This window comes from Mesorhizobium sp. WSM4850 (genome assembly GCF_055811735.1).
The window spans coordinates 163,730-189,506 of record NZ_JBVVPV010000005.1 but is presented as its reverse complement, the minus strand read 5'-3'; the positions used below and the strand labels follow the sequence as shown (position 1 = coordinate 189,506).

Below are 25,777 nucleotides of genomic sequence, written 5' to 3'. Positions count from 1 at the left end.
CTCACCGGAAGAGCAAGAGCGTATGATGCTCCTTCATCAGGCGACGCACGACGCATTAACCGGATTGCAGAACCGGCGGGGGTTCAGCGAAAACCTGCAACAAGCTCTGTCGGTGGTCGATGAGCCAAATGCCACTGCCCTGCTGCAAATCGACCTTGACGGTTTCAAAGCGGTCAATGACACACTCGGCCATGGCACGGGCGATACGTTGCTTCAACTGGCAGCAGGCCGGATCCGGGACACGCTTCAGGACGGCGAACTCGCATACCGGTTAGCTGGAGACGAGTTCGCCGTCATTCAATCGCGTACGGGACAGCCCGCCGAAGCGGAACGCCTCGCGGGGGCGTTAATTGAAGCATTCAAGGCGCCGTTCATGATCAACGACATCCCCGTCTTCGTCGGCGCGAGCATCGGAATTGCATTCGGACCGGGACACGCGACCGAGGGCGAGCAGTTGATGAAGGCCGCGGATATCGCCCTTTATGCCGCCAAAAGAGACGGACGCGGCTGTGCGCGAATTTTCAATCGCTCGATGCAGCTCCTGCTCGAACAGCGTGAAAACCTGAGGCGCAGTCTTCGAATGGCGCTGGACCGGAACGAGCTTTATCTTGAATATCAACCGCTCATTCGGGCTCCCGCGTCGGTCGTGGGCTTCGAAGCGCTGCTGCGATGGCGGCATCCCGAAGTCGGGACCATTCCTCCGAGCGTGTTCATACCGATCGCCGAAGCCGACGGTCTCATGGACGAGATTGGACGATGGGTGATCGAAGAAGCCTGCCGCCAAGCAACGAGATGGCCGTCTTCACTGACGGTCGCCGTGAACCTGTCGCCGGCGCAGTTCCTGAGCGGTTCGCTCACGGACACGGTTGCTCAGATCGTCGACGCAGTCGGAATCCGCGCCGACCGGCTTGAGCTCGAGATTACCGAAACCGTTCTTCTCGAGCAAACCGTCGACAACATTGACACACTGAATACCCTGAATGTCCTCGGGATAAGGATCGCGCTAGACGATTTCGGCACCTACTACTCCTCGTTGAGTTACCTTAAGAACTTCCCGTTCGACACATTGAAGATAGACCGATACTTCATAAAAGACTTAGAAACCGATCGAAAAAGTCAGACGATCGTGCGATCGATCATAGGCATGGCGCACGGCTTGGGGATAAGCGTCACCGCGGAGGGAGTTGAAACGCCGGGACAAGCACAGTGGCTGATCAGGGAAGACTGTGATTACCTCCAGGGCGATTTCCTTGGACGGCCACTCGGAGCCGAGGCGACGCGCGATTTCATCAGGCGATCTCCCAAGGAACTAATACGCGAAAGTGGGGACGAAATCTGGCGATCCAGCGTCCGGCCCCATGCATAGCGGCGTGGACGAAACTGAGGGGTCGCATCGCTTGACTAAAATGCAGCCAGAAACGAGTGAGGAACGCCAATGAATATTGCTTCTCATGCCGAAGATGGCGAAGCAGTCTTTGAGACAATGATCCAGATCGATTTGGACGTCAAAACTTTTATGTCTGATTGGATACTCTGCGATCAACTCTCGACCTACTCGGCGCGGATGATCAGCCATAACAGAACTGACTCCGTACGGCATTCAAACCTCTTTTCCTCTGCGTTGAACGAATTATTGGAGGTCGCCTTTCGTACGCGGCATTACGGCGGTGAAATAGCCTGTAGAGTGTCCCGCCGGGGCGAGACGGACAGGATCGAACTGACATTCCCTTGCATGCCCGAAGAACGACAATTCTTTGAAGAAGCGGTGTTTCAAATTACGGGATCCGAGGCAATGGAGCGCTATCTCAACTCAGTGTCCGGAGACCTCGCGCCCAGTCGTGAAGTCGTTCTCCTGGAACTCGCCATCGACTACAACGCGACCCTTCGAGTCGAGCAAGTCGGCGCTGAAATCATCACTCTTGTCGTCGATCTTCCGCTTGAGGGCATGCCAAGTTGAGCGCGTACAACCTTTTCCCGCGTTTCAGAGCGCAATACGATGCAAACGATCAGGAGTTCTCGATATCGGGAATACTGCGGCCCCAATCGATCGATGAGCTTGCGCCCAGCATTGCCCTGTTGAAGGAATCAATCGCTCGTGTACGCGGCACTCTGTACCTAAACGTCAAACGATTGACGCAAATGAACAACACCGCATTTCATGCTTTCTCGCGGGTCATTATTGACGCCTGTCGCGTTCGACCAGATCTCAGGTTCGTACTCGTAACGTCAAGCGTTGTCGGGTGGACGACCAGAAAATTCGGGCGCCTGAACGGAATCGAAGCGAACATCACTGTTCAAGAGTATGACAGTGATTTCTATCCGGGGCAGAGCTTCCTCGAAGAAGGCGGGTTCATTCCGATCCTCCGCACACAGACGAAGATGACTTGGCGCCACGAGCGCACAATCTTGCCGCGACACGGCATGCAACCCGGTATCATCATGGCCGACATCTGTTGCGGAATTGGTGATTTCGCCGTACTCGTGCAGAAAGAATTTCAGCCATCACGGATTGTCGCTCTCGACCATTCCAGATCAAGCCTTGCTTATGCGCGAAGCGTGGCTGCGGCGTTCGATATCGGAGGAATTGAATACACCTATGGCGACGCGTCAGAAATGCTGCTCGACCAAGATCAGTTTGACTTGGTCACATGCCGACACTCCCTGCAGGTGTTCAACAAGCCCGAACTGATTCTCAAGGAACTCTTTCGCATCTGCAAGCCGGGCGGACGCGTCTACATCACGAATGAAAAGAACTCGCACTGTCTGGGCGAACCGCGCGCCGATAGCATCCAGTGGACCTATAATGAAGTCGCCAAGCTTTGGGCGCACTTCCAGATGGATATCGAGCTTGGCCCCAAAAGCCGTCGATACCTGGTCGAAGCGGGGTTCGAAGACATTCGAGTCGAGTCTTTCGTGGTCACCAACCACGACGGCGATCCGCAGGACTTCGCAGATGTCGTCGCGGCATGGGAGAACGTCTATGCAGGCGAGATGGCGACAAAGCGAGGTGACCCGCCGGCGTTCATCAGACGGTTCCGACAGGGTTTCCAGGATCACATTTTCGCTGCGCTCCACCCCAAGGGATATGCCGGCTGGCCAATCTGGGTTGCATCGGGACGTAAGCCACTGTGAGCGAGTCGCATGCCATTTCCCCCAAACCCTGGTCCGTTTTCCGGCCTAACAGCTTCCGCGCGAAATTCATAATCGTTGTAGGCGGGGCGGTGCTGTTCGACCTCCTGGTCGGTGGGAGCGTCGCCCTGTGGAACGTCAACCGGCTTTCCCGCGACGCGACGTACCAGATCGAGAGCGGCCTCACCAAGGCGAGCCAGGAATACCTCCAGAATTATATCGAGACGACTGCTCTGCGCGCCGATCTCCTGTTCGACCAAATGCACTCCGAGGTTACCGCACTTGCAGGCTCCATGCAGAGACTGATCGATCATCCAGAGGCGAAGGAGGCAATCGGCAACGCGCTGGCGACGGACTCCTATTTCAATGCGCCGCTTATACATGACCCCAAGGGAAACTGGATGCAGAGCCCACAAGGGTGGCCTTCGGTCTTGAGTATTTGGGGATATCTTCTCTCCCCCGATGGCCGACCGAAGCCCGAAATTCTCCACAAAATTCAGGAGAGTGCGGCGTTCGACATTTTTGGCCCAAGCCAAATGGCAACAGGCGCCAGGAAGTTGCAGGTCTATTACGTTGGACCGAAGGCAGCACCTATCATGCGCACGACTCCTTACTCCGATCAGGCGCAAACCTTCGACAAGCTCTATCCGGGCCACAACAACGCAAATTTCTGGGATTTCTTCTTTCCTGGCGTCTATGAGCGCTGGCAGGGGTGGATCAGGGACCCGAATTCGCGCCCCGTAACAGGCGATGACATCACGGCGACTGCCCCATATATCGATGCGATTACCGGCAAGCTCATAGTGAGTTTTTTCCATCCGCTCTGGACGAAGGACCGCAAGGATGTCGCCGGCATGGTCGCTTCCGACGTAACGCTCGATCAACTCGCTGAAATCGTCGAAAGCGTGAAGGTCGCTGAGACGGGCTTCGGTTTTCTCACCATGTCGAATGGCAATGTGCTCGCGATCAAGCCCGAAGGCGAGAAAACGCTCGGGCTCAAGATTGCAAGCGGTGCGGCGGGTCAAGGCGTTACCGGACTCGATCGCTCGCTCAAAAAGAGTACGCATTCGGCCGTTGCGGCGCTCGAACTTCCTGCCGACGACAAGACGGTCATCAAGCATATTTCGATTTGGGAGGAGGATGGCGAAGCCGAACCTCACATCGTCGCGCTTCGCCGACTGGAGGCAGTCAATCTCTGGAACAGCACGGGGTCCATCACAGCCGAAAACCAGATGCTCGGCTTCGTCGTCCCGGAGCGGGAAATCTATGCTTCCCTGCTTGCAGCGCAACAGAGCATTTCCAGCGCGACCAACCGGATCCTGGTCTCCCAGATCATCGCAATTATCATTTCGCTCCTGATTGTCTTTGCGGCTGTCTTCGGAATCTCAAAGCGGATCACCGCAGGCCTCAGCGCGCTTGCAGCAGCCGCAAAGCGGCTCCAGGCACAAGACTATTCAGTTCGAGTAAGCATTCCGACGCATGACGAAGTGGGAGAGGTGGGGGTCGCGTTCAACCGGATGGCGGAGGAGATCAGCTTCCATACGGAAAATCTCGAGCAAATCGTCGATGAAAGAACGAAGGAGCTTGAAGACGCAAATCAGGAGATTTCCGCCCTCAACAGCAAATTGCGAGATGAGAACCTCCGCCTTGGTGCAGAGCTTGCAGTTGCCAAACATATCCAGATGATGGTTCTGCCGAGAGCCAGCGAACTCGAAGCCATCCACGGGGTCGAAATCGCAGCTTATATGCGGCCGGCCGACGAGGTCGGCGGCGACTACTACGACGTCTTGCAAGAGGGATCGCGGGTCAAAATCGGGATCGGCGATGTGACAGGCCACGGGCTCGAAAGCGGTGTGCTGATGCTGATGGTTCAATCCGTTGCACGCGCGCTGCAGGAGACTGGCGAGGACAATCCACGTCAGTTTCTCGATCGACTGAACAGAGCCATCTATAAAAATATCGAACGGACCAACACCGACAAGCATCTCTCGCTGGCCTTTCTTGACTTTGAGAATGGGAGGGTGACCCTGTCAGGGCAGCATGAGGAGGTTCTCGTCGTTCGTGCAAATGGAGAGATCGAGCGTATCGATACCGCCAATCTTGGTCTGCCGATCGGCCTCGAACGCAACATCTTGCCGTTTATCGCAACGCGCGACATTCCGTTCAACAGCGGCGATGTGATCGTGCTCCACACGGATGGTGTGACCGAGGCGGAAGATCAGGAGGGAAAATTGTTCGGTTTGATACGCCTCTCTAACAGTGCGCGCCACTATCATCGCAGGAGCGCCGAGGAGATCAAAACTGGAATTATTGAGGACCTGATGGCGCATATCGGAACACAGAAAATCCACGACGACATCACGCTCGTGATCATGAGGCACAAGTAGGAATGACAACACTGTTCGGAACAGCCGACTTTGCAATTGGAATGAGAGAGAGCGTCAGCCGCGTGCGATTGTTCGATGGACCTCTCGATCTGAGTTGGCATCATTGCGCTACTACTTCGGACTTCATCGCGGACGTTTTTGCCCTGCGCTTCCAGTCTTCTCGCAACGACTACAGGGAAGTGCGACACAGCATTGGCTATCTAGTCAACGAACTGATTGAAAATGCGGTCAAGTTTCGTGCGCCAGGCGAGATCACCATCGAGGCGGCCATAGAATCGGAAAGTTTTAAAATCAAGGTTTCGAATGTTGTTGACGTCGAAACGACCGCTAAATTTCAAAATCTTCTGTCGGAGATCACAGCCGGCGATCCGGGTGAGCTCCTGATCCAGCGAATCGAAGAGAATGCCGCGGACCCTCAGACAACAAATTCCGGTCTTGGATTGCTGACGTTGATGAGCGACTATGGCGCGAGCCTGGCTTGGGTCTTCAGCCCCGCCGACGAAAGGGACCAGGTTCGCCTGGAAACATATGCTTCAATTGTGGTATCATCAGAAACTTATAACTAAAACGAAATGAAGACAAAATCGTGGACATAACAACGACAAATTATCGCGTGTGGAACGAAGGAAGCGATGTTTATTTTGACGGCGTAATGAGGTTGTCCAGTTCTGAGGCCTATGCGCCCATTTTGCAGCTAATGATGAATGTCCTTACCTCCAATCCTACTACTATAACGATACATGTATCAGACTTGGAGTTCCTTAACTCGTCGGGCATTAATTTATTGGCCAAATTTACCATAGAGGTCAGAAAACATCCAGAGATCCAACTCATTGTCCGGGGAAGCTCGGAAATACCTTGGCAGTCGAAATCGCTGCCAAATCTCAAAAAACTACATCCTGCGATGGTACTCTTCGTTGGCTGACAGGCGGGTTTATCCAGGCGTCAAAGACCATTCGGCTACACTTTCCGGACGTCTGCCTTTTGAGATGCGAATCGAAAAGGACGGGAGCGGGCTCATACGCTCTGGCATCCGGCTGAATGCCGCTTCCGAGGCGGCGGCCGAAAGGCCGGTCAGGGTCATGACTTCCGGTACGGCTGAACGTCGGCGTTGGAGACGCCATATCGCGGCTCCAAACCAGGACCGTTCCGTCCTTACGCTGCCTGCACGTTTTTCGAGATCCGCGCCCACTCCGGAATCCAGTCGCGGTGCGCGGCGAGCAGGTCGTCGACCAGCGACCAGATCTGGTCGAGATCAAGCTCGGCGGCGGTATGCGGATCCATCATCGCCGCGTGATAAAGATGCTCGCGGTTTTCCGTCATCAAGGCCGCGACAGTCAGTTCCTGCACATTGACATTGGTGCGGATGAGCGCCGTCAGTTGCGGCGGCAAGGTGCCGATGAAGGTCGGCTGGATGCCGGACGCATCGACCAGGCACGGTACTTCGGCCGCGCAATTTTCCGGCAGCGAGGTGATGCAGCCATTGTTGCGGACATTGCCGTAAATAACCGAGGGCTCGCCGGTCCAGACCGAGTTCATGATCGAGGAAGCATATTCATGGCTCTCCTCGATCTCGATGTTCTCGGCGCTCCGGTAGGCAGCCGCCTGCCCTTTCCACCGCTCGATCTGCTCGATGCAGCGCTTGGGATATTCATCGAGCGGAATGCCGAATTTCTCGATCAGATCGGGCCTGCCGTCCTTGATGAAATAGGGCGTGTATTCGGCGAAATGCTCCGAGCTTTCGGTGACGAAATAGCCGAGGCGGGTCAGCACCTCGTAACGCACCTTGTTCGGGCAGCGCGGATTCCAGTGGCTGGGTTTCGGAAATCGCCCGTCGCGGTAGCCGCGCACGAGATCCGGATAAAGGTCGCGGTAGCTGCCATCAGCCTGCCGATGCTCGAATTTCAGGTAGAAGGCCATGTGGTTGATGCCGGCGGCACGGTAACGGATTTCCTCGAGCGGGATTTCGAGATCTCGGGCGAGCTCGAAAGCGGTTCCCTGCACCGAATGGCAGAGACCGACCTGCTTGATGAGCGGATACTTTTCCGCAATCGCCCAGGTGTTGATCGCCATCGGGTTGACGTATTGCAGGAGGATGGCGTCGGGGCAGATTGCCATCATGTCTTCGCAGATTTTCCAGAGGTGCGGAACGGTGCGCAAACCCCGCATGATGCCGCCAACGCCGAGCGTATCGGCGATCGTCTGGCGCAGGCCGTATTTCTTCGGCACCTCGAAATCAGTGACCGTGCAGGGCTCGTAGCCGCCGATCTGGAAGGCAACGACGACGAAGTCCGCGCCTTCCAGGGCCTTGCGCTGGCTGGAATGCGTCTCGATGGTCGCCGCAGAGCCAAGCGTCTTGACCAGCTTTCCGGCGACGATCTCGCTTTCTTCCAGGCGCTGCGGATTGACGTCCATCAGCGCGATGGTAGCGCCCGAAAGAGACGGCCGCTGCAGCACATCGCCGATGACATTCTTCATGAAGACGGTGGAACCGGCCCCGATGAACGTGATTTTGGGTTGTCTCGTCATGAATTGCGCCTCTTGTCTGCGATTTACGCGGCTACCTCGAACGCGGCCCTGACGAGCCGTTCAGTGTAGGCGGTCCTCGGATGGGAAAGAACCTCGTCGACGGGTCCCTCCTCGACGATTTTACCGTGCTGCATCACCACGACCCGATGACAGAGCGCGCGTACGACCTTGAGATCGTGGGAAATGAAGAGATAGCTCAGTCCGCGCTCGTCCTGCAGCTTCCGCAGGAGGTCGATGATCTGGGCTTGAACGGAGAGATCGAGCGCCGATGTCGGCTCGTCGAGCAGGATGAATTCCGGCTCGAGTGCGATTGCCCGCGCAATAGCGATGCGCTGGCGCTGTCCACCGGAAAACTCGTGCGGAAAGCGCGACAGGATGTTGTGCGGAAGCCCGGCGCTGACAAGCGCCTGCTCCACGCGCTGCAACCGATCACTTTTGTCGTCGCCGAGCCGATTGACGATCAGCCCCTCCTCGATGATCTGGCCGACCGACATGCGCGGATTGAGCGAGGAGAACGGATCCTGAAAGACGACCTGCATGCGCGATCTGAGCGGCCGCATCTGGTCACGTGTCCTTGCGTGGATCGGTTCGCCGTCGAAGAAGATTTCGCCGCCGTCGGCCGTCAGAAGCTTCACCAGCGCCTGCCCGAACGTCGTCTTGCCGGACCCGGATTCGCCGACCAGCCCCAGCGTTTCGTACCGGTGAAGCTTTAGGCTGAGGCTGTCGACGGCGACGAGTTCCTTGAGCCGCGGCTTGAAGAACCCACCATGCTTCAGCATGAACGACACCCACACATTGCTGCCCTCGAGAATGACGGCTGAGTCCACCGGCGTCGGATTGGCCATGCCCTTTGGTTCGGACGCCAGAAGATGGCGCGTATAGGGATGCTGCGGGTTCTTGAAGAGCGCTTCAGTGGTGTTGTGCTCCTTCACCTCGCCCTGGCTCATGACATAGACGTAGTCGGAAAACTGGCGAACGACCGTCAGATCGTGAGTGATCAGGATTACCGCCATACCGAGCTTCTGCTGCAGATCACGGATGAGGTTGAGTATCTGCGCCTGCACGGTGACGTCGAGTGCCGTCGTGGGTTCATCGGCGATGAGTACGTCCGGATTATTGGCGAGCGCCATGGCGATCATGACGCGCTGGCGCTGACCGCCTGAAAGCTGGTGCGGATATTGGTTGAAGCGGCTTTCCGGGTCCGGAATCTGCACCTGCCGCAACAGCTCCAGCGTACGCTCCGCTGCTTGCCTGCGGCTCATCTTTTGATGAACGCGGATCGCCTCGATGATCTGCGCGCCGACCGTGTAGACCGGATTGAGCGAACTCATCGGCTCCTGGAATATCATCGAAATGCGGTCGCCGCGCAGCGCCCGGCGCTGCCGGTCGGAGAATTTCAGCACATTTTTCCCATCATATTCGATCCGCGAGTGCACGGCCACGGCGGCGCGCTTGGTGAGCAAGCCCATGACCGTGCGCGCCGTCACCGACTTGCCGGAGCCGGATTCTCCCACCACAGCGATGGTCTCGCCGCGATAGAGCTGAAACGAGACATCCTTGACCGCGTCGACCGTTCCGCCTTCTACCTTGAAGGTCACCGCGACATTGCGGGCGTCGATGATCGGACTGCCGGTCCTCACCGCATGATCGTGACGTTCGTCCGGCGCCATCGAGGTCTTTTCCGTCAGAGCCATGGTGCCGGCCTTCTCAATAGGGATCGACGGCGTCGCGAAGACCATCGCCCAGCGCATTGAACGCAAAGACGGTGACCAGCACGAAACCCACGGGGGCAAGGATCCAGGGATAGGACCCAATGACGGAGTATGTCGCGGTATCCTGCAGCATCAGCCCCCAGGAGATCAGCGGCGGCTTCACCGCGAAACCGAGGAAGCCGAGGAAGGATTCAAGCAGCACGACATTGGGGATCGCCAGCGTGACGGCGACGATGACGTGGCTCATGACGTTGGGGAAAATATGCTGAAAGATGATCCGGCGGTCGGTTGCGCCGATCGCCATCGCCGCCCGCACATAGTCGATCCGCGCCAGCGCCAGCGTCTTGCCTCGAACTTCGCGCGACAGCTGTGCCCAGCCGAGCGCCGACATCACGAAGATGACGAACGCGAGGAAGACATTGGTCGGCGCCGTCACCGGAATCAGCGAGGTGAGCGCGAGATAGAGCGGCAGTTGCGGAAAAGCGAGCACCAGTTCGACGAAGCGCTGCACCCATGCGTCGAACCTTCCGCCGAAATATCCGGACACCATGCCGACCGTCGTGCCGACTACCGTGATGATGAACACCACGGTCAGGGCGATCATCAGCGAAATGCGCGAGCCGTAGATGATGCGCGACAGCACATCGCGGCCGAACTTGTCGGTGCCGAGGAAATTGACCGGGCTTCCGTCGGTGGCGCCGAAGAAATGCCGCTGCGCCGGGATCAGTCCGAATAGCCTGTAGCCGAACCCCTTGACAAAAAAGCCGAGCGTCTGCGGGTTATCGTAGTCGGGGCCGACGATCGGCTGGAACGTGACGGGGTCGAATTCATCTGTTTCACGAATCGGATAGCTGCGCGGCGGAAAGACGAAGTTCCCCTCCCGATCCGTCATGCTGATTGTCTGCGGCGGCGCGAAACCGACGCCGGTAAGCTTCGGATCGACGGGTGCGAAGAACTCCGCGAAAATCGTCATGATCATCAGGAGGCAGACAAGGATCAGCCCTATCATGCCGGTCCAGGATCGCTTCAGACGGCGCCAGACAAGCGCGGTATAGGTTTCATTGCCGTTGCCTTTGGCCGGCGGCACGGAGGCGCAGACTACGGATTGGACGTCGGCTTTCATGCGTCGGCCCCTCCCCCAAGACGAACGCGCGGGTCAAGTGCCGCGAGCAGCATGTCGGCGATGATGTTGCCGACGATCAGCGTCACCGACAGAACCAGCATGAAGGTCGCCGTGACATAGACGTCGCCGACCCACATCGAGCCGACGATGGCCGGGCCGACCGTAGGCAGGGCGAAGATGATCGCGGTCTCGATCTCGCCGGTCAGCATGTAGGGCAGCACGACGCCCTGATACATGACGAGCGGATGCAGCGCGTTCGGCACGGCGTGGCGCATGACCACCGCGCCCTCGCTCAGGCCCTTGGCCCGAGCCGTTTCGACATATTGGGCGTTCAGCGTATCGAGAAGATTGCCCCGCATGACGCGCATGTTGTAGGCGAGCCCGCCCAAAGTGGCGATCGCGATGACCGGCCAGACATGCTTGACCAGGTCGACGAACTTGCCCCACGACCAGGGCGCCCCGCCGTAGCGAGCGGAATGGAAACTGTTGATCTCAGTGACATTGAAGTGGAACACCAGGATATAGACGATAATCAGCGCCATCAGGAATCGCGGTATCGTCATGCCGAGAAACGAGATGCCCGACAGCAGGCTGTCCACCCAGGAATATTGCCGGGTTGCCGCCAAAACGCCGAAGGTGATGCCGATCACCGAAGCCAGGACATGGCAGACGAGCGCCAGCGCCAGCGTACGGGGCAAACGTTCACCGACCACATCGGCGACAGGCTTGTTGTAGAAGAGACTGTGGCCGAAATCGCCGCGGGTGACGATGCCCGTGATCCAGTTGACGTACTGGAGGGGCAAGGGCTTATCGAGGCCATGCGCGATCTTGTAGGCCTGCGCCTGGGCGTCGGCCTTTTCGAAGGATGCGCCACCCTGGTTGATCAGTTGCGAGCGCACATAGTCGCTGTAGTCGCCCGGCGGGGCCTGGATGATCGCGAACGTCACGACGCTCAGGACGAAGAGGACAGGAATCGCCGAGGCGATACGCACAAGCAGAAATCTGAACATGATCGTGTTTGCTTCTCTTGTGGCTCGTGGCGATCTGCTCCTTCACGAGGCGCGGTATCTCCACGGTTCAATTCGCAACCTCCCCTCCGGCGGATGCTCGCCGGAGGGGAAATCGACTGCGGTCAGTTGATCGGACCGCCTTCACCGGGCTTGCCCGGAAGCTGCTCGGGGAACAGCTCGTAGTCGCCCTGCTTGTCGGCAGCGACGAAGACCCGTTCACGGATGATCGTGTCCTCCGCCCAATTGAACATGAAGATCGGCACGCCTTCCGGAATGTTGGAAAAGCGCTTGTTGATGATGAGCGCACCCGGATATTCTGTCAGGCCGATCGTATCGAGATTCGTCGTCGAGACCTTCTGGAACTGCTTCATCAGATCAGCACGCTCGTCATTGTCGTTGCTGGAGATGAACTTGTTGACGACGTCCACGAGTTCCTGTTCGAACGGCATCAGATCGACCGTGCCGTCCGTTCCTGCCCTGTGATGCCAACTCGTGCGCGGACCGGTCGGGGCAAGCTGGGTCGTGTTCTGCACAACTGAGGTCTGTTCCTGCTCGTTGCGGCGAACAAGCCAGTCGAAGCGCCCGGCATACTGGGTTGCGTCGCGCTTCGCGCCATCGATTGTGTTGAGCACGACCTTGAGGCCAAGCTGTTCCATCTGGCCGACCAGACCTTCCGCGAGATTGCGATCGGTGCTGTAGTCGGAATTCACCAGAAGCACGATCTGTACGTCCGAGCCGCCAGCTGTACCGGCCGGAAAGTTGACGGCGCCGTTGCCGTCCGTGTCCTTCAACCCGACCTTCTCCAGCAGCGCCTTGGCGCCTTCCAGATCGAACAGGTAGTACACCGTCGAGGCGCGGTCGTAAAAGCTCGTGCCAGAGGAAATGCCGCCGGGATAGATCGCGGTGAAGGGTCCTTTGACGAGGGATTCGCCGAGTTTCTTGCGATCGATGGCCATGGTCACGGCCTTACGGAAATCGACGTTGCGGTTGAGCTCGCGTACGGCCTGCGCCCGCTCGTCCGGCTCGCCCCAGCCATTGGCTGAAAAGTTCATGCGCAGATTGTAGCCGATCAGCCGGGCGCCAAAGGCCAGCCGCGCGGGAGCCGTTTCCTGTGCGGCGCGCTTCAGCGATTCCACGAAATTTTCAGGTTGCTCCAGGTTCGAGATATCGCCGGACCCGGCGATCGCCTGCACGTCACGATCGGCCCAGGTCGAAAGCTTGTAGTGCAGTTCGTTGAGATAGGGCAGCTGATTTCCCTCTTCGTCCACCTTCCAATAGTAAGGATTGCGGCGAAGCACGATGACGTCGTCCGAACGGTATTCGATAGGCACCCAGGCGCCCATGACGGGCATATTCAAGTATTCCGGCGGAAAGCCGTTCTTGTACTCGTCGTAGGTGGTGCCCACATATTTCGGATGCTTGGTCTTCAAAATGTGCGAGGGGCCAAGGCAGAAGGTTCCATAGGCCATCGCATAGAGATGCTGGCGCGGGAACGCGTCCTTAAAAGTCCATTCGATCGTATATTTGTCTACCGCCTTCAGGGTGGTGCCTTCTCCGAACGTTTCCGGTGTTGCACCGTTCAGCGGCGAGACGTTCGGATCGACGACATTGTCGTCCCAATAGAACATCACGTCATCGGCGTCGAAGGGATCTCCGTCGGACCACTTTGCGCCTTCGATCAACTTCATCGTCAGTGTGTGGCCGTCTTCCGACCACTCCCAGCTCCGGGCAAGATTGGGCAGCGGCTCGACGTCTTTGGCATCGACCTGGAAGAGCGGCGCGGTGCGCGTCAGGCATTCGAACATCGCAATGTCAATGCCGCCCCAGCCTTGCGTCTGCCCGGCACTGTAGTTCCAGCCTTCCGGCCGGCCGCCGATGACGTGGCGCATAGTGTCGCCATAGACGCCTATCCCGTCGGGCATGTTGCCTGTCTTGAAGACCATCGGCTCCTTCGGCAGCCGCTCGGCCAACGGAGGCAGTTTCCCGGTCTTGACGAATTTTTCGGTGACCCACTCCGGCTCGCGATATTCGGATAGCGCCTTGAATTCCAGAATTGAATCGCGCGGCACGTAATTGATCTTGCCTTGCGCCGGAAACGGCGGCTGTTCCGGCACGATCGTCGGCTCGGAGGCCACGGCCTGGATCGCGAACGCCGATACACCAAACAGGAGCGCGGCGGCGGTTTTCATGCGGCCAAAATTGTTCATTGTCCTGGTCTCTCCCTTATGCTTCGGGCCTGCCGCGATGGCATGGCTCTCCTCCTACAAGCATTCGATCGAAGCGGTATTCCGCTTTCTCAGAAGCGGTATTCCGCTTTCTCAGAAGCGGTATTCCGCTTTCTCAGAAGCGGTATTCCGCTTTCTCGGATGACAGTGCCGTGCTGCCCGAGCGCATTCGCCGAGGCACGATCCTGGCCGCCCGGTTTTCCGGAACATTGGCTTATCGCAACCAATGTCTCAGCCGGCCGCGCGCAATGCGTCCTTTTCGGCCCTGATCTCTTCGATCGAGCGAACCTCGCGGCGGGCAACGCCCTTCCATTCCCGCGTTTTTACCGTCGCGCGGCTCAGCCGCTCCTTGGCGCTGTCGATCGCATGGGCGAATTGCGGCAGCCATTGCGCTTGCGCCACAACCATCTCGTCGACCATCTGCCAGACCTCTTCCGGCGTGCAGATGGCGCCAACCAGCGGATCGTGCAGCACGGCCAGTTTCAGGAGGTCGATGTCGCCGGAGATTGCCGCGTGGACGGACATGCGCTGGACATTAATCGACGAAATGCAGGTCGCGGCGCAGGCTTCCGGAAGCGTGACGCCGGCCACCATGTTGATGCCGAAGCGATCGACGAAACCAGGCGATTCGATGATTGCATCGGACGGAAGATTGGTGATGACGCCTTCGTTCTTGACGTTGAAGTGACCGCGATAGACCCGACCGGTCTCGAGCGCCTCCAGTATGTGGCTGGCGTGCTCGTTCGAGCGGCGCCCGGGATCGAAGGGCTTTCCTGCATCTTCGAGGAATTGCGGGAACTCGGTTTCGAACCAGTTCCGGGTTTCGGTCGAATAGCGCAGATAACCGCCGGTTTCGCCGTGGATCCAGTCCGACATATCGATCCACTTGGCAGTCTCCTCAGGCCGTTTGCGATACCAGGGTAGATATTCCGACAGGTGGCCGTTACTTTCGGTCGAATAGACGCCGAAGCGCTTCAACACGTCAATCCTGAGTTTCTCCTGCCGCGAGAAGACCGGATGCGCCTCGAAGGCGGCGACGAGCTCATCCCTGCCGATCTTGCGGCCCTTGACGCGAACGTCGACGAACCAGGTCTGGTGGTTGATGCCGGAGCAGACATAGTCGAGCTCGCCTTCCCCGGCACCGAGGATCTCGGCAATCTGCTCGGCCCCATGCTGGACCCCATGGCAGAGACCGACCGTATCGACCTTGCCGAATTCGATCGCCGCCCAGGTGTTCATCGCCATCGGGTTGGCATAGTTCAGGAATTTGGCGCCTGGCTCGGCCAATTCGCGAATGTCCTTGCAGAAATCCAAAATGACCGGGATGTTGCGCTGGCCGTAGAGAATGCCACCGGCGCAGATTGTATCGCCGACGCACTGGTCGACGCCGTATTTCAAGGGGATGCGGATATCGTCGGCATAGGCGGCGAGACCTCCGACGCGCACACAGCTAATGATGTAGCGCGCGCCCTCGATCGCCTTGCGGCGGTCCGTCGTCGCGGTCACCCGTGCAGGAAGCTGACTCGACTTGACGATCCGCAGGAGAATTGACTCGATCATCTTGAGATTGTGCTCGCTGATGTCGGTCAGTGCGAACTCGATGTCGCGCAGCTCCGGGACACACAAAATGTCCGTGAACAGCTTCTTGGTGAAACCGACGCTGCCCGCGCCAATGATTGCGATCTTAAATCTGCTCATTCGAACCTTCTCCGCAAGCGGATTGGACCGATAGGTAAAAGCGGTTCGTAGAAATCCAGTCCAGGCGTGTTATTCGGAAGACACGCAACCAAGCGGCGTGCAACCGGGGTTTCATCCTCATCTCTTTTGTTTTTTGGTCAATATGCGTAAGATCACGCCCCTCCGGTAGGGCGTAGATGTGCTTTGTAGGGTAATTTTGTGCTGCAAAAACTCGTCGACCTTGGACCGGTGATGAAAATGATTTCCCTGCCGCGCGCTCGGCAGCGATTGCACACCATGCCGACGAGCACCGGCTACGACGTGAGAACGGATGCCGGCTACAGCTGGGATGGCCGCAGGCGCGGGCAGACGCCGTTCACAGTGATACAGCACACCATCAGCGGCACCGGAAACCTGCGTTACGGAACCAGGTCCTACCGCATCGCTCCGGGCGAGACGATGCTGTTGGTTGTTCCGAATTCGCACCGCTACTGGGTCGAAAAGGGCGGGCGCTGGGAGTTTTTCTGGATATCGATGCATGGGGCGGAAGCGTTGCGCATCCATAGAGAGGTCCTGGCAACGAAAGGACCGGTGTTCAGCCTGCGGGCAGCGACCGTCGATAATCTGGCCGACTGCGCCTACCGGCTGGTCAAAGGCGACGGCTCAACGCCGGCACGCGCCTCGGCAATTTCCTATGAGGCGGCCATGGCACTCTATGACGACGTGTTCGAACTGCACGGAAATGATGTGGCGGAGAATTCGGTAGTGCGTCAGGTGACTGACTATATCGGTGCGCATCTGCATCTGCCGTTGCCGGTCGATGAGCTGGCGCGGCTTTCCGGTCTCAGTCGCGCGCATTTCTCGCGTGTGTTCGCGGCGCATGAAGGTATTCCTCCGGCTGAGTTCGTCCTCAACAGACGCCTCGACCGCGCCGCAAAGCTACTGACCATGTCCGCCGACCTTCCGGTGAAGGATATTTCCGGCATGTGCGGCTTCGAAGATCCCAACTACTTCGCCAAGGTATTCCGACGTGGCTTCGGCGTCAGTCCGACAGAATTCAGAACCACTGGCATGTATGCAAGCGCCGGTTATCAGCAGGGGCAGATTTTGGACAGATGACAAATAGCGCTGACCTGTCATCCTTTGATTGCTGCTTTTAGCGCGAGAGAGACCGTCAACCTGGTCACTCGGACATCGGCTTTCAGGAGGCGGCAAAGCTGGCCTTGTAAGCAAAAAGCGTCCCGAAAGACGCCTCTCAATAGCTTGATTCCCTTGAGAGAACTTGGAGCGGATGAAGCGATTCGAACGCTCGACCCCAACCTTGGAAACGTCTATTTCCGCCAACGCCGCCTTATCCGAATCGTCGCTGCCAATCCGAGATGATCAAGGCTAGAAAATGATGCAGGTTCTCTGGACCAGCGTGGCAGCTGAGCAGACGCAGCTTCCTGGCTTCTGCATATGGACCCTCTTGGGTAATTGATAATTGCGCCGTCATGTTCCAAAACAGGTCGGCAGACCCGCGAGGATGGTTTCGTGCGGGGTCGTCCACGGTCCTCAGGCGAGAATTCCAAAAGACGTTCAACAATGACCCAGCACGTACAAAATGCTCGAATTCTCATGTACAGCCACGACACGTTCGGGCTCGGCCACTTGCAGCGCTGCCGGACGATCGCGCATTCGCTGGTCGAGGATTTCCGCGGACTTCAGGTGCTTATCATTTCGGGTGCGACTATCGCTGGCGCCTTCGACTACCGCGCCCGTGTCGACTTCGTGAAGATCCCCAGCGTCATCAAGTTGCGCAACGGCGAATACACCTCGCTGGAAAAGGATATCGATCTGCATGAGACGCTAAGGATGCGCCAGTCGATCATCCGCCACACAGCCGAGACCTTCCGGCCGGATATCTTCATCGTCGACAAGGAACCGCTTGGCCTGCGCGGTGAGATCGAGGACACGCTGTCCTACCTCAAGACGCGGGGCACCACGCTCGTGCTCGGCCTGCGCGAGGTGATGGACGCGCCGCATCTGCTCGAAGCAGAGTGGGCACACAGGGATGTGATGCGCAAGATAGGCCTGTTCTACGACAAGGTCTGGGTCTATGGTCCGCCGGATTTCTACGATCCGCTGATCGGTTTGGACGTGCCGCCGGCTGTCAGGGCAAAGATGAAGTTCGTCGGTTTCCTGCAACGGAGCCTGCAGAAGAACGAGTTGCCCGGCCACCGGCCCGACGGCGATTATATCCTCGTTACCACCGGTGGCGGCGGTGACGGCGGCGACCTGATCCACAGTGTCATCGATGCCTATCAGCAGGATCCGCAATTGCAGCATAGGGCGCTGATCGTGCTTGGGCCTTACATGCCGGCGCGCAAGCGCAACAAGCTGCTCAAGAAGGGGGCCAAGATCCCCTATATCAAGATCATCGAGTTCGACAACCGCATGGAAGATCTCATTGCCGGCGCCAAGGCGGTCGTGGCGATGGGCGGTTACAACACCTATTGCGAGATACTGTCTTTCGACAAGCCGGCGCTGATCGTGCCGCGCGTCAAGCCCCGCGAGGAACAACTGATTCGAGCACGGCGCGCAGCCGAACTCGGCCTCATTGAGATGCTTTTGCCGGAAGAAGCCGAGGATTCCCAGCGGTTTGCCAATGCGCTGGAGGTGCTGCCGGCCCGGCCCGGCCCATCGCAGAGCCATCCGCATCTGACGCTGGAGGGGCTGCCTCACATTTCTGAAATCGTCTCGGAACTGCTCGACCGGCGGGGCGGCCATCACCTTTCGGTCATTGAAGGCATGATCTGAGTTGCAACATCGCAAGATCGTCGTGGTTCTGAAGGGCTATCCGCGGCTGTCGGAAACCTTCATCGCGCAGGAACTGCTCGGACTGGAGCGTGCGGGGTTCGACCTGATACTCTTCGCGCTCAGGCGGCCGACCGACGCAAAACGCCACCCCGTGCATGACGAGATCAAAGCGCCCGTCCATTATCTGCCGGAATATCTGCATGAAGAGCCGCTGCGCGTGGTTCGCTCCCTGTTTGCTTATCTGCTTCGGCCGGGCTTCTGGCGCGCGCTCGGATCGCTGGCTATCGACCTCGGCCGCGACTTTACGCGCAATCGCGCGCGCCGCTTCGGGCAAGCGCTCGTGCTGGCGGCCGAATGGCCGGAAGACGCGGGCTGGCTGCACGCACATTTCGCGCATACACCGGCATCGGTGACGCGCTATGCCAGCCAGCTTCGTGGCCTGCCCTGGAGTTGCTCGGCCCATGCCAAGGACATCTGGACTTCGGCGGACTGGGATCTGGCTGGCAAGCTTTCCTCGGCCCGCTGGACGGTAACTTGCACGAAAACCGGCTTCGACCGTCTGAAAAAACTCGCTAACGGCAACGCGTCTGTGCATCTGAGCTATCATGGGCTCGACCTTGATCGCTTCGGCAGTTTCGGCGAGGCGCGAAAACAGCATGACGGCTCGGCGCCGGACCAACCGGTTATCATTCTGAGTGTGGGGCGCGCCGTTGAAAAGAAAGGTTACGATACGTTGCTGGAGGCCCTTGCCCTCTTGCCTAGTGATTTGGCGTGGCGTTTCGAGCATGTCGGCGGCGGCGAGGAACTGGAACGGTTCAAGGCGCTGGCGCAAAAGCTCGGCCTGGATGGCCGCGTCTTTTGGAAAGGCGCGCTTGCGCAGGAGGAGGTGCTTGATCACTACCGCTGCGCCGACATCTTCGCCCTGGCCTGCAGGATCACCGCAAATGGCGACCGGGACGGTCTGCCGAATGTTCTGGTGGAGGCGGCTAGCCAGCGGCTTGCCTGCGTGTCGACCGATATTTCCGGCGTGCCGGAGCTTCTATCGCCGGATGAAACCGGGCTGCTGGTTCCGACGGAAAACCCAATTGCCCTGGCGCAGGCGCTGGAGCGCCTGATCCGGGATCCCGTGCTGCGCGCCCGCCTCGGCGACGCCGCAGAGCGGCGCGTGCGCGGTAATTTCGATCATTTGGCAAGCATTGGACAGCTCAAGGAACTGTTCGAGCGGGAGTGGCGGGCCGCCGAATGAAGCGGCTGCGCGCTTTCTTCTATGTCCAGCACCTGCTCGGTATCGGCCATCTCGCGCGCGCCAGCCGCATTGCGGCGGCTCTGGTCGATGACGGGTTTGACGTAACGGTCGTGACCGGCGGAGCGCCGATCGCGGGGTTTCCGGGAGTGGGTGTGAAATCTGTAGCCCTGCCACCTGTCACCTCCGGTGATGAAGGATTTTCCGGACTTGTCGACCTGCAGGGCAAACCCATCGACGATGATTTCAAGAGATGGCGTTCAGAGATGCTGCTGCAGGCCTTCCGGGATTGCAGGCCTGATATCGTCATTGTCGAGGCGTTTCCATTTGGACGCCGGCAGATGCGTTTCGAACTCCTGCCGCTGATCGAGGCCATCGACGCGACGTCGCCCAGACCGCTGCTGGCGACGTCCGTCCGTGATATCCTTCAGGAGCGCGTCAAGCCGGGCCGAAACGAGGAAACGGTCGATCTGGTCAACAGGCATTTCGACCTTGTCATGGTCCATGGCGATCCGGCTTTCGCAACCATCGACAAGACATTTCCACTGGCTGGGGCGATCAAGGCCGAGGTCACCTACACAGGGCTCGTTGCCGCGCCGCCATCGCCCGCGGCCCCCGAGCGCTTCGACGTTCTGGTGTCGGTTGGCGGCGGGGCTGCCGGAAAGAGCCTTGTCAGCTCCACCATCGCAGCGGCGCGGAATGCCAACAACGCTTGGAAATGGTGTTTGATCACCGGCCCCAACCTGCCGAAAGACGAGTTTGACGCGATCGCACGCGATGCCTCGCCGGTCCTGTCCATATTCCGGTTCCGCGAGGATTTCGCCAGCCTGCTGACCGGCGCCCGCCTGTCGGTCTCGCAGGCGGGTTACAACACGGTCTGCGATGTCCTGCGCGCGGGTTGTCGCTCACTGCTCGTTCCATTTGCAGCCGGCGGGGAAACCGAACAGACGGTTCGCACCCTGATGCTCGAAGAACTCGGCCTTGCAACGGTGCTGATGGAGATGGACCTAACGCCTGAAGGTTTGGCGCAAGCGATCGAACAGGCGCTTGCGGGACCGACGCCAGCCGCGCATCGTCTCGATCTGGAAGGCGCGCGTCGCTCGGCGCAAATTCTGCGCCATCGGTATCGAACATGGTCCCTAAAAATGGGGTCCGGTTTCGGAGAAGTTCATGATCAAAACAGAGGATAGATGCTAACGCGCGTCGCGTCTGGCGAGGTTCGTGCGACGCGCTTCAACTCCTCGTTTATGCATGTCGTTGTCCCAAACCGGGCGAAATGCGTCAAACAGTTCCAATCAGCATAAAGCGCGTATAATTTTTTGTCGGCAGTTCGCCGGAGAACCGCACCTCCCGTAACGCCGCCATTGCTTCGAAGGCTGCAAGCGAAGCCACGCAGTTGATGTGCGTCGGCTCGCTGAAATAATCGTTCGATTGCAGCAGTACAGTCGTGCCCCGCGGAAGCAGAGCAAGCCAGGCGCGCAGATCGGCTATGTGTTCGCAGCTCGTATTGACGATCAGGTCGGGCCGCCCGGCCGCATAGTCGAGTGCGTACATATCTGCCGTCAGCGCCCGGAAACGGTCGCCGGCTTCCCGGTTGAGGGTCCGGGCGACCGGCGCGACTTCGGGATCGATGTCGATGCTATCGACCGCCGCGATGTCGAAGCGAGCGTCGTTAAAAAGCATAGCCGGCAATACGCCGTACCATCCACCCAGAACCCATATGCGCCCGAACCGGCCGCCGCAGCTTTCGAACAGCCTGTCGAGCGCCCACATCTTGCAGGCGACCTGCTTGTGGTTGAAGGCGTTGGCGATATCGGCGTTCGGATGCCTGGTGATGACGCGCGCCAGCCCTGCCACCAGGGGGCACTTGACATAGGCAGCAATTCCCCGCGTCAGGTCAAAGGCTTGCTCGTGCCAGTCCATGCCGGCATTGCGTGGTTGCGTGACATCCATCATATTCGTCTTGTAGGTTGGGATTTCGGGCGACACAACGCAATCTTGCCTCCCGGAAGGCTGTTGATTCGCGGACGTGATTATGCTGCAAGCCGCTTCGCCATTGCCCGGTGCCGGAGAGAGCCTGTTGCATCTGTCCGGACCATCGGCGTCCATTCGCCAGCACCAGCCGCTCAGCTGCGGCTTCGTGCTGCTCGGCTATTCGCCGAAACCCTACCGAAGCCGCGAACCGTTTGGCCAGCCGCCTTCTTCGATGATCAGCAATGCCCATGTCGTTGTCATCGACCATGCGCCGGAACTGGATCGCGCCGCGTCGCAGGTTCCTTCCATCGTTGAGCGCAGGACAATTTCCGTGCGCTGCAGCTTCGAGCTTGTCCTTGGTGACGAAGAAATTGCCGACACGCCATTCGCCGGCAGGTGCTTTTACATCCTGCATCGTTCCAACTGAAGGGTCCACAGCCGCATATGGAACCCAGCCTAGCCCGCTATATCTGGACGCACACCAAGAAGCAGCAGCTCTGGATATTGATGATCGTCGTGCTTTCGATGATCCCGTATTTCATGTCCTTCGACCTGCCGAAGCTGATCATCAACGGCCCGATCCAAGGTAGCGGGTTCGAGCAACCGGGCGCGACCCAGCCATTCATGAGGCTGCACTATAACCTGCCGTTCATCGGAGAGGTCCAGTTCTTCTCCGGTTTTCAGCTCGACCGCGTGGCGACGCTGTTTGCGCTGAGCCTTGTGTTCCTCTTGCTGGTCGTCATCAACGGCCTGTTCAAATTCTATATCAACACCTACAAGGGCCGCCTCGGCGAACGCATGCTGCGGCGTATCCGCTTCGATCTGGTCGATCGTGTGCTGCGGTTTCCGCCGTTTTACTTCAAGCGGGTGAAATCCGCCGAAGTGGCGACCATGGTGAAGGACGAGGTGGAGCCGCTGGGCGGCTTCATCGGCGATGCCTTCGTGCAGCCGGTGCTGCTCGGCGGCCAGGCGCTGACGGCCATGCTGTTCATCGTGGTCCAGAATTTCTGGCTCGGAATGATCGCGGCCGGGATCGTGGCGGTCCAGATCGTGCTCATCCCGCGAATGCGGCGGCGGCTGATCGTGCTCGGGCGCGAACGGCAGTTGACGGCGCGCGCGCTTTCGGGCCGGGTTGGCGAAATCGTCGACGGCATCGGCGCGGTACACGTCCACGACACATCAAACTACGAGCGCGCCGACATAGCTGCCCGGCTCGGGCTCATCTTCAAGATCCGCTTCGATCTTTACCAATGGAAATTCATGGTGAAGTTTCTGAACAATTTTCTCGCGCAGCTCACGCCCTTTCTGTTTTACATGATCGGCGGATATCTGGTCATCCAGGGGCGGCTGGACGTCGGTCAGCTCGTGGCCGTGATCGGCGCCTACAAGGACCTGCCCGGACCGATGAAGGAACTGATCGACTGGGATCAGGCGCGGCAGGATGTCCAGGTCAAATATCAGCAGGTCGTTGAACAATTCACCGTCGATCGGCTCATTGCGCCGAGGATCGGGGCATTGACGATCGACGATCCCGATCCGATGACCAAGCCCCTGTCGGCGATCGGTCTGTCGATAGCAGATGATGGCGGTGCAATGCTCCTCGACCGTGTCTCCCTCAAGATCAAGCCGGGTGAGACGGTGGCGCTGCTCAGTACCGCAACAGGTGGAGCCGAGGCGCTTGCAGAAGCCTTCGCAAGGCTGAACTGGCCGGACAGCGGAAGGGTCGCTTCGGGCGCCGACGACTTGCTTGAACTCCCCGAAGCAGTGACCGGCCGGCGCATGTCCTATGCCTCGTCGGATGTTTTCCTGTTCCAGGCAAGCCTACGCGATAACCTGCTCTACGGGCTGAAGCATGCGCCGCTGACATCGGTGCCTTATGACGATGCTGCGGCAGACCAGCACCGCTGGAACATGCATGAGGCGCGCCTGTCGGGCAATCCGGATCTTGATATCCACAGCGACTGGATCAACTATGTTTCCGCCGGCGCTACCGGCCCGCACGACCTCTTTGAAGCCGTGCGCCGGGTACTCGACGCGGTTGTTCTATCGCGCGATATCCTGGATCTTGGCTTGCGCTCTTCAGCCGATCTCACGCGTCACAGCGAGCTTGCCCGGCGGATCGTCGAACTGCGTGCGGCGCTGCGAGCCCGGCTGGAACACGAAGGGCTGAGCGGACTGGTGGTTCCTTTCGAACCGGGCGCCTACAACAAGGAAGCAACGATCGGCCAAAACCTGCTCTTCGGCGCTGCCGCCGGCCCCGAACTGGCCGACAGGGCTCTGGCGGCCAATCCCTATTTTGCTTCTGTTCTGAGGCAAGCCGGCCTCGACCGCACGCTCTACGAAATGGGCATGGAGATCGCCGAACAGGCGATCGAGCTGTTTGCCGACCTGCCGCCCGATCACCCGTTCTTCCAGCAACTTGCCTTCATGAGCGCCGAGGAGATACCCACCTACGAAACCTTGCTGCAACGGCTCAAGAACCGTCCCCACGAGGCGGTTTCGGAGACCGACCGCGCCATGATCGTCACCTTGAGCTTTGCCTATATCGAGCCCCGGCACCGCTTCGGCCTGCTGAGCGACGAACTGATGAGCAAGATCGTCGCTGCACGCAACCTGTTCTATGAAAACCTGCCGCCCGAGCTGCAGAATGCCATCGAACGGTATGATCCCGCCAAATACATTGCCGCGGCCACCGTCATGGATAATGTCCTGTTCGGGCGTGTGGGCAACAACCATCCCGACGCGCCGGATCGCATACGCTCCATCGTCTATGACATTCTTGACGAACTTGGGCTTTATGCCGAACTTCTGGATGTCGGCCTGGACTTCAACGTCGGCTCCAGCGGCAGGCGGCTGACCAGCGGGCAGCGACAGAAACTCGATGTTGCCCGGGCCCTGCTCAAGCGTCCTGATTTTCTCATTCTCAACCGGCCGCTGTCGGCGCTCGACCAGCGCATGCAGGACAAGGTGCTGCGGAACGTGCTCGAGGAAGCCAGGCGCGACGGCCATTCGCCGGCAATTGTGTGGGTCGTGACGAATCCGGCGATGGCGATAATGTTCGATCGCGTTATCGTCTTCGATTCGGGTAAATTGGTGGAAGACGGAACACCCGAGACACTTTTGGCAGGGAACGGTACATTCAAGGGACTGTTGTCATAGAGCAGCGGACATTCAGATGCGATCATTCTGCCGGTGGGAATTTACTGCAAGGTCAAGGGATTCGACGACGGGCGCAGCGAGGCCACATCCCGCCGAAACCCGAAGGGTTTGCCGCAGATTCATCCGGCTCTTCGAGTTTCCGGTTGGCGGACGCCATTGCCAGGTGGCATCGCCCGATCGCACGACATCGGGCTCGCCACCTTTCGCGCGGTTCGTCTCGCCATCCCGGAAACAGAATTCATTCCATCTGGGCGTCCATTGCTCTAGTCTGGCAAACGCGAATTTTGGGAAGGTTTGCGACAATGCTGCTCAAGGATGAAGTTGCAATGCTGCAACGCGTTCCCTTGTTCTCTGCCATCGACCCGACAAAGCTCAAGCTGCTTGCGTTCACATCCGATCGTGTGAGCTACAGCGCCGGCCAGATCCTTTTCCGGCAGGGCGACGAGGGAGACGCCGCCTATGTCATCCTTTCAGGCAGGGCGGATATTCTGGTCGATTCCGACAGCGGACCGATAAAAGTTGCCGAACTGGAGCCAAATTCGATTGTTGGCGAGATCGCCATATTGTGCAACAGCTCTCGCACCGCCACCGTCAGAGCGGCAAGTCCGCTGGAAGTCTTGAGGATCCGCAAGGATCATTTCCTGAGGCTTATGAGGGAGTTCCCGGAAATGACCATCGAGATATTGCGGGTTCTTGCCGATCGCCTAAGCCATACGACCGCGGATCTGATCGACGCACGAAGCACCAAATAACGGATGACGTGCGCTCGATCCTCGCCGTCGCGATGGCACTGGCCTCTTGCTGAGAAGG

Annotated in this window: 20 protein-coding genes; 13 read left to right on the top strand and 7 right to left on the bottom strand. The window is 58.8% G+C overall.

Annotated elements, in window-relative coordinates:
* The 6 genes from AC0L2Z_RS08900 to AC0L2Z_RS08875 form a co-directional block, all read left to right on the top strand.
* Window positions 1–1,366, top strand: a 1,366-nt coding sequence (locus tag AC0L2Z_RS08900) for a putative bifunctional diguanylate cyclase/phosphodiesterase (RefSeq protein WP_473627575.1), incomplete at its 5' end; no start/stop codon positions are given.
* Between the two features lie 69 nt (window positions 1,367–1,435).
* Entirely contained in the window at window positions 1,436–1,957 is a 522-nt protein-coding gene (locus AC0L2Z_RS08895) for a ubiquinone biosynthesis methyltransferase UbiE (RefSeq protein WP_287240397.1), read from the top strand.
* On the top strand, window positions 1,954–3,132 hold the full coding sequence (locus AC0L2Z_RS08890; RefSeq protein WP_473627573.1) for a methyltransferase domain-containing protein: 1,179 nt from the start codon (window positions 1,954–1,956) through the stop codon (window positions 3,130–3,132). The genes AC0L2Z_RS08895 and AC0L2Z_RS08890 overlap by 4 nt, the downstream gene beginning before the upstream one ends.
* Before the next feature lie 14 nt (window positions 3,133–3,146).
* Entirely contained in the window at window positions 3,147–5,516 is a 2,370-nt protein-coding gene (locus AC0L2Z_RS08885; RefSeq protein WP_473627587.1) for a SpoIIE family protein phosphatase, read from the top strand.
* 2 nt (window positions 5,517–5,518) lie between these two features.
* Complete coding sequence (locus AC0L2Z_RS08880) at window positions 5,519–6,082, top strand: slr1658 superfamily regulator (protein WP_023797947.1); 564 nt, start codon at window positions 5,519–5,521, stop codon at window positions 6,080–6,082.
* Between the two features lie 20 nt (window positions 6,083–6,102).
* On the top strand, window positions 6,103–6,441 hold the full coding sequence (locus tag AC0L2Z_RS08875; protein WP_023797948.1) for a slr1659 superfamily regulator: 339 nt from the start codon (window positions 6,103–6,105) through the stop codon (window positions 6,439–6,441).
* A 230-nt stretch (window positions 6,442–6,671) separates the two neighbouring features.
* On the opposite strand, the gene melA (AC0L2Z_RS08870) is transcribed toward AC0L2Z_RS08875, so the two are convergent.
* The 6 genes from melA (AC0L2Z_RS08870) to melA (AC0L2Z_RS08845) all read right to left on the bottom strand — a co-directional run bounded on the left by melA (AC0L2Z_RS08870) (window position 6,672) and on the right by melA (AC0L2Z_RS08845) (window position 15,813).
* Complete coding sequence (gene melA, locus AC0L2Z_RS08870; RefSeq protein ID WP_287259345.1) at window positions 6,672–8,045, bottom strand: alpha-glucosidase/alpha-galactosidase; 1,374 nt, start codon at window positions 8,043–8,045, stop codon at window positions 6,672–6,674.
* 23 nt (window positions 8,046–8,068) lie between these two features.
* Window positions 8,069–9,739 (bottom strand): ABC transporter ATP-binding protein, encoded by a 1,671-nt coding sequence (locus tag AC0L2Z_RS08865; protein WP_473627572.1) that lies wholly within the window; start codon window positions 9,737–9,739, stop codon window positions 8,069–8,071.
* A gap of 13 nt (window positions 9,740–9,752) precedes the next feature.
* Window positions 9,753–10,880 carry an ABC transporter permease gene (locus AC0L2Z_RS08860; protein WP_128173700.1) on the bottom strand — a complete coding sequence of 376 codons (1,128 nt, stop codon included), beginning with the start codon at window positions 10,878–10,880 and terminating at the stop codon, window positions 9,753–9,755.
* Window positions 10,877–11,890 (bottom strand): ABC transporter permease, encoded by a 1,014-nt coding sequence (locus AC0L2Z_RS08855; RefSeq protein WP_473627571.1) that lies wholly within the window; start codon window positions 11,888–11,890, stop codon window positions 10,877–10,879. Before AC0L2Z_RS08855 ends, AC0L2Z_RS08860 begins: the two co-directional genes overlap by 4 nt.
* Window positions 11,891–12,012: 122 nt before the next feature.
* Window positions 12,013–14,097, bottom strand: a complete 2,085-nt coding sequence (locus AC0L2Z_RS08850) for an ABC transporter substrate-binding protein (RefSeq protein ID WP_473627570.1) — start codon at window positions 14,095–14,097, stop codon at window positions 12,013–12,015.
* Window positions 14,098–14,346: 249 nt separating this feature from the next.
* Window positions 14,347–15,813: an alpha-galactosidase gene (gene melA / locus AC0L2Z_RS08845; RefSeq protein ID WP_473627569.1), complete on the bottom strand. Its 1,467-nt coding sequence runs from the start codon at window positions 15,811–15,813 to the stop codon at window positions 14,347–14,349.
* A gap of 231 nt (window positions 15,814–16,044) precedes the next feature.
* Between melA (AC0L2Z_RS08845) and AC0L2Z_RS08840 the strand changes: the two genes are divergently transcribed.
* The 4 genes from AC0L2Z_RS08840 to AC0L2Z_RS08825 all read left to right on the top strand — a co-directional run bounded on the left by AC0L2Z_RS08840 (window position 16,045) and on the right by AC0L2Z_RS08825 (window position 21,024).
* Window positions 16,045–16,911, top strand: coding sequence for an AraC family ligand binding domain-containing protein (locus tag AC0L2Z_RS08840; RefSeq protein WP_473627568.1), 867 nt, complete (start codon window positions 16,045–16,047; stop codon window positions 16,909–16,911).
* A gap of 465 nt (window positions 16,912–17,376) precedes the next feature.
* Window positions 17,377–18,591 (top strand): glycosyltransferase family protein, encoded by a 1,215-nt coding sequence (locus AC0L2Z_RS08835; protein ID WP_023797956.1) that lies wholly within the window; start codon window positions 17,377–17,379, stop codon window positions 18,589–18,591.
* 1 nt (window position 18,592) lies between these two features.
* Complete coding sequence (locus tag AC0L2Z_RS08830; protein WP_473627566.1) at window positions 18,593–19,837, top strand: glycosyltransferase; 1,245 nt, start codon at window positions 18,593–18,595, stop codon at window positions 19,835–19,837.
* Entirely contained in the window at window positions 19,834–21,024 is a 1,191-nt protein-coding gene (locus tag AC0L2Z_RS08825; RefSeq protein ID WP_473627564.1) for a glycosyltransferase family protein, read from the top strand. Before AC0L2Z_RS08830 ends, AC0L2Z_RS08825 begins: the two co-directional genes overlap by 4 nt.
* Before the next feature lie 91 nt (window positions 21,025–21,115).
* Here AC0L2Z_RS08825 and AC0L2Z_RS08820 read toward each other — a convergent pair whose 3' ends face one another.
* Window positions 21,116–21,787, bottom strand: coding sequence for a methyltransferase domain-containing protein (locus tag AC0L2Z_RS08820; RefSeq protein ID WP_473627585.1), 672 nt, complete (start codon window positions 21,785–21,787; stop codon window positions 21,116–21,118).
* Between the two features lie 82 nt (window positions 21,788–21,869).
* Here AC0L2Z_RS08820 and AC0L2Z_RS08815 point away from each other — a divergent pair, with 82 nt between their 5' ends.
* The 3 genes from AC0L2Z_RS08815 (at window position 21,870) to AC0L2Z_RS08805 (ending at window position 25,719) form a co-directional block, all read left to right on the top strand.
* Window positions 21,870–22,235, top strand: coding sequence for a hypothetical protein (locus AC0L2Z_RS08815; RefSeq protein ID WP_287227698.1), 366 nt, complete (start codon window positions 21,870–21,872; stop codon window positions 22,233–22,235).
* A gap of 17 nt (window positions 22,236–22,252) precedes the next feature.
* Complete coding sequence (locus tag AC0L2Z_RS08810) at window positions 22,253–24,967, top strand: ABC transporter transmembrane domain-containing protein (protein ID WP_473627563.1); 2,715 nt, start codon at window positions 22,253–22,255, stop codon at window positions 24,965–24,967.
* Window positions 24,968–25,269: 302 nt separating this feature from the next.
* Window positions 25,270–25,719 carry a cyclic nucleotide-binding domain-containing protein gene (locus AC0L2Z_RS08805; RefSeq protein ID WP_091594718.1) on the top strand — a complete coding sequence of 150 codons (450 nt, stop codon included), beginning with the start codon at window positions 25,270–25,272 and terminating at the stop codon, window positions 25,717–25,719.
* The last annotated feature ends 58 nt before the right edge of the window (window positions 25,720–25,777 follow it).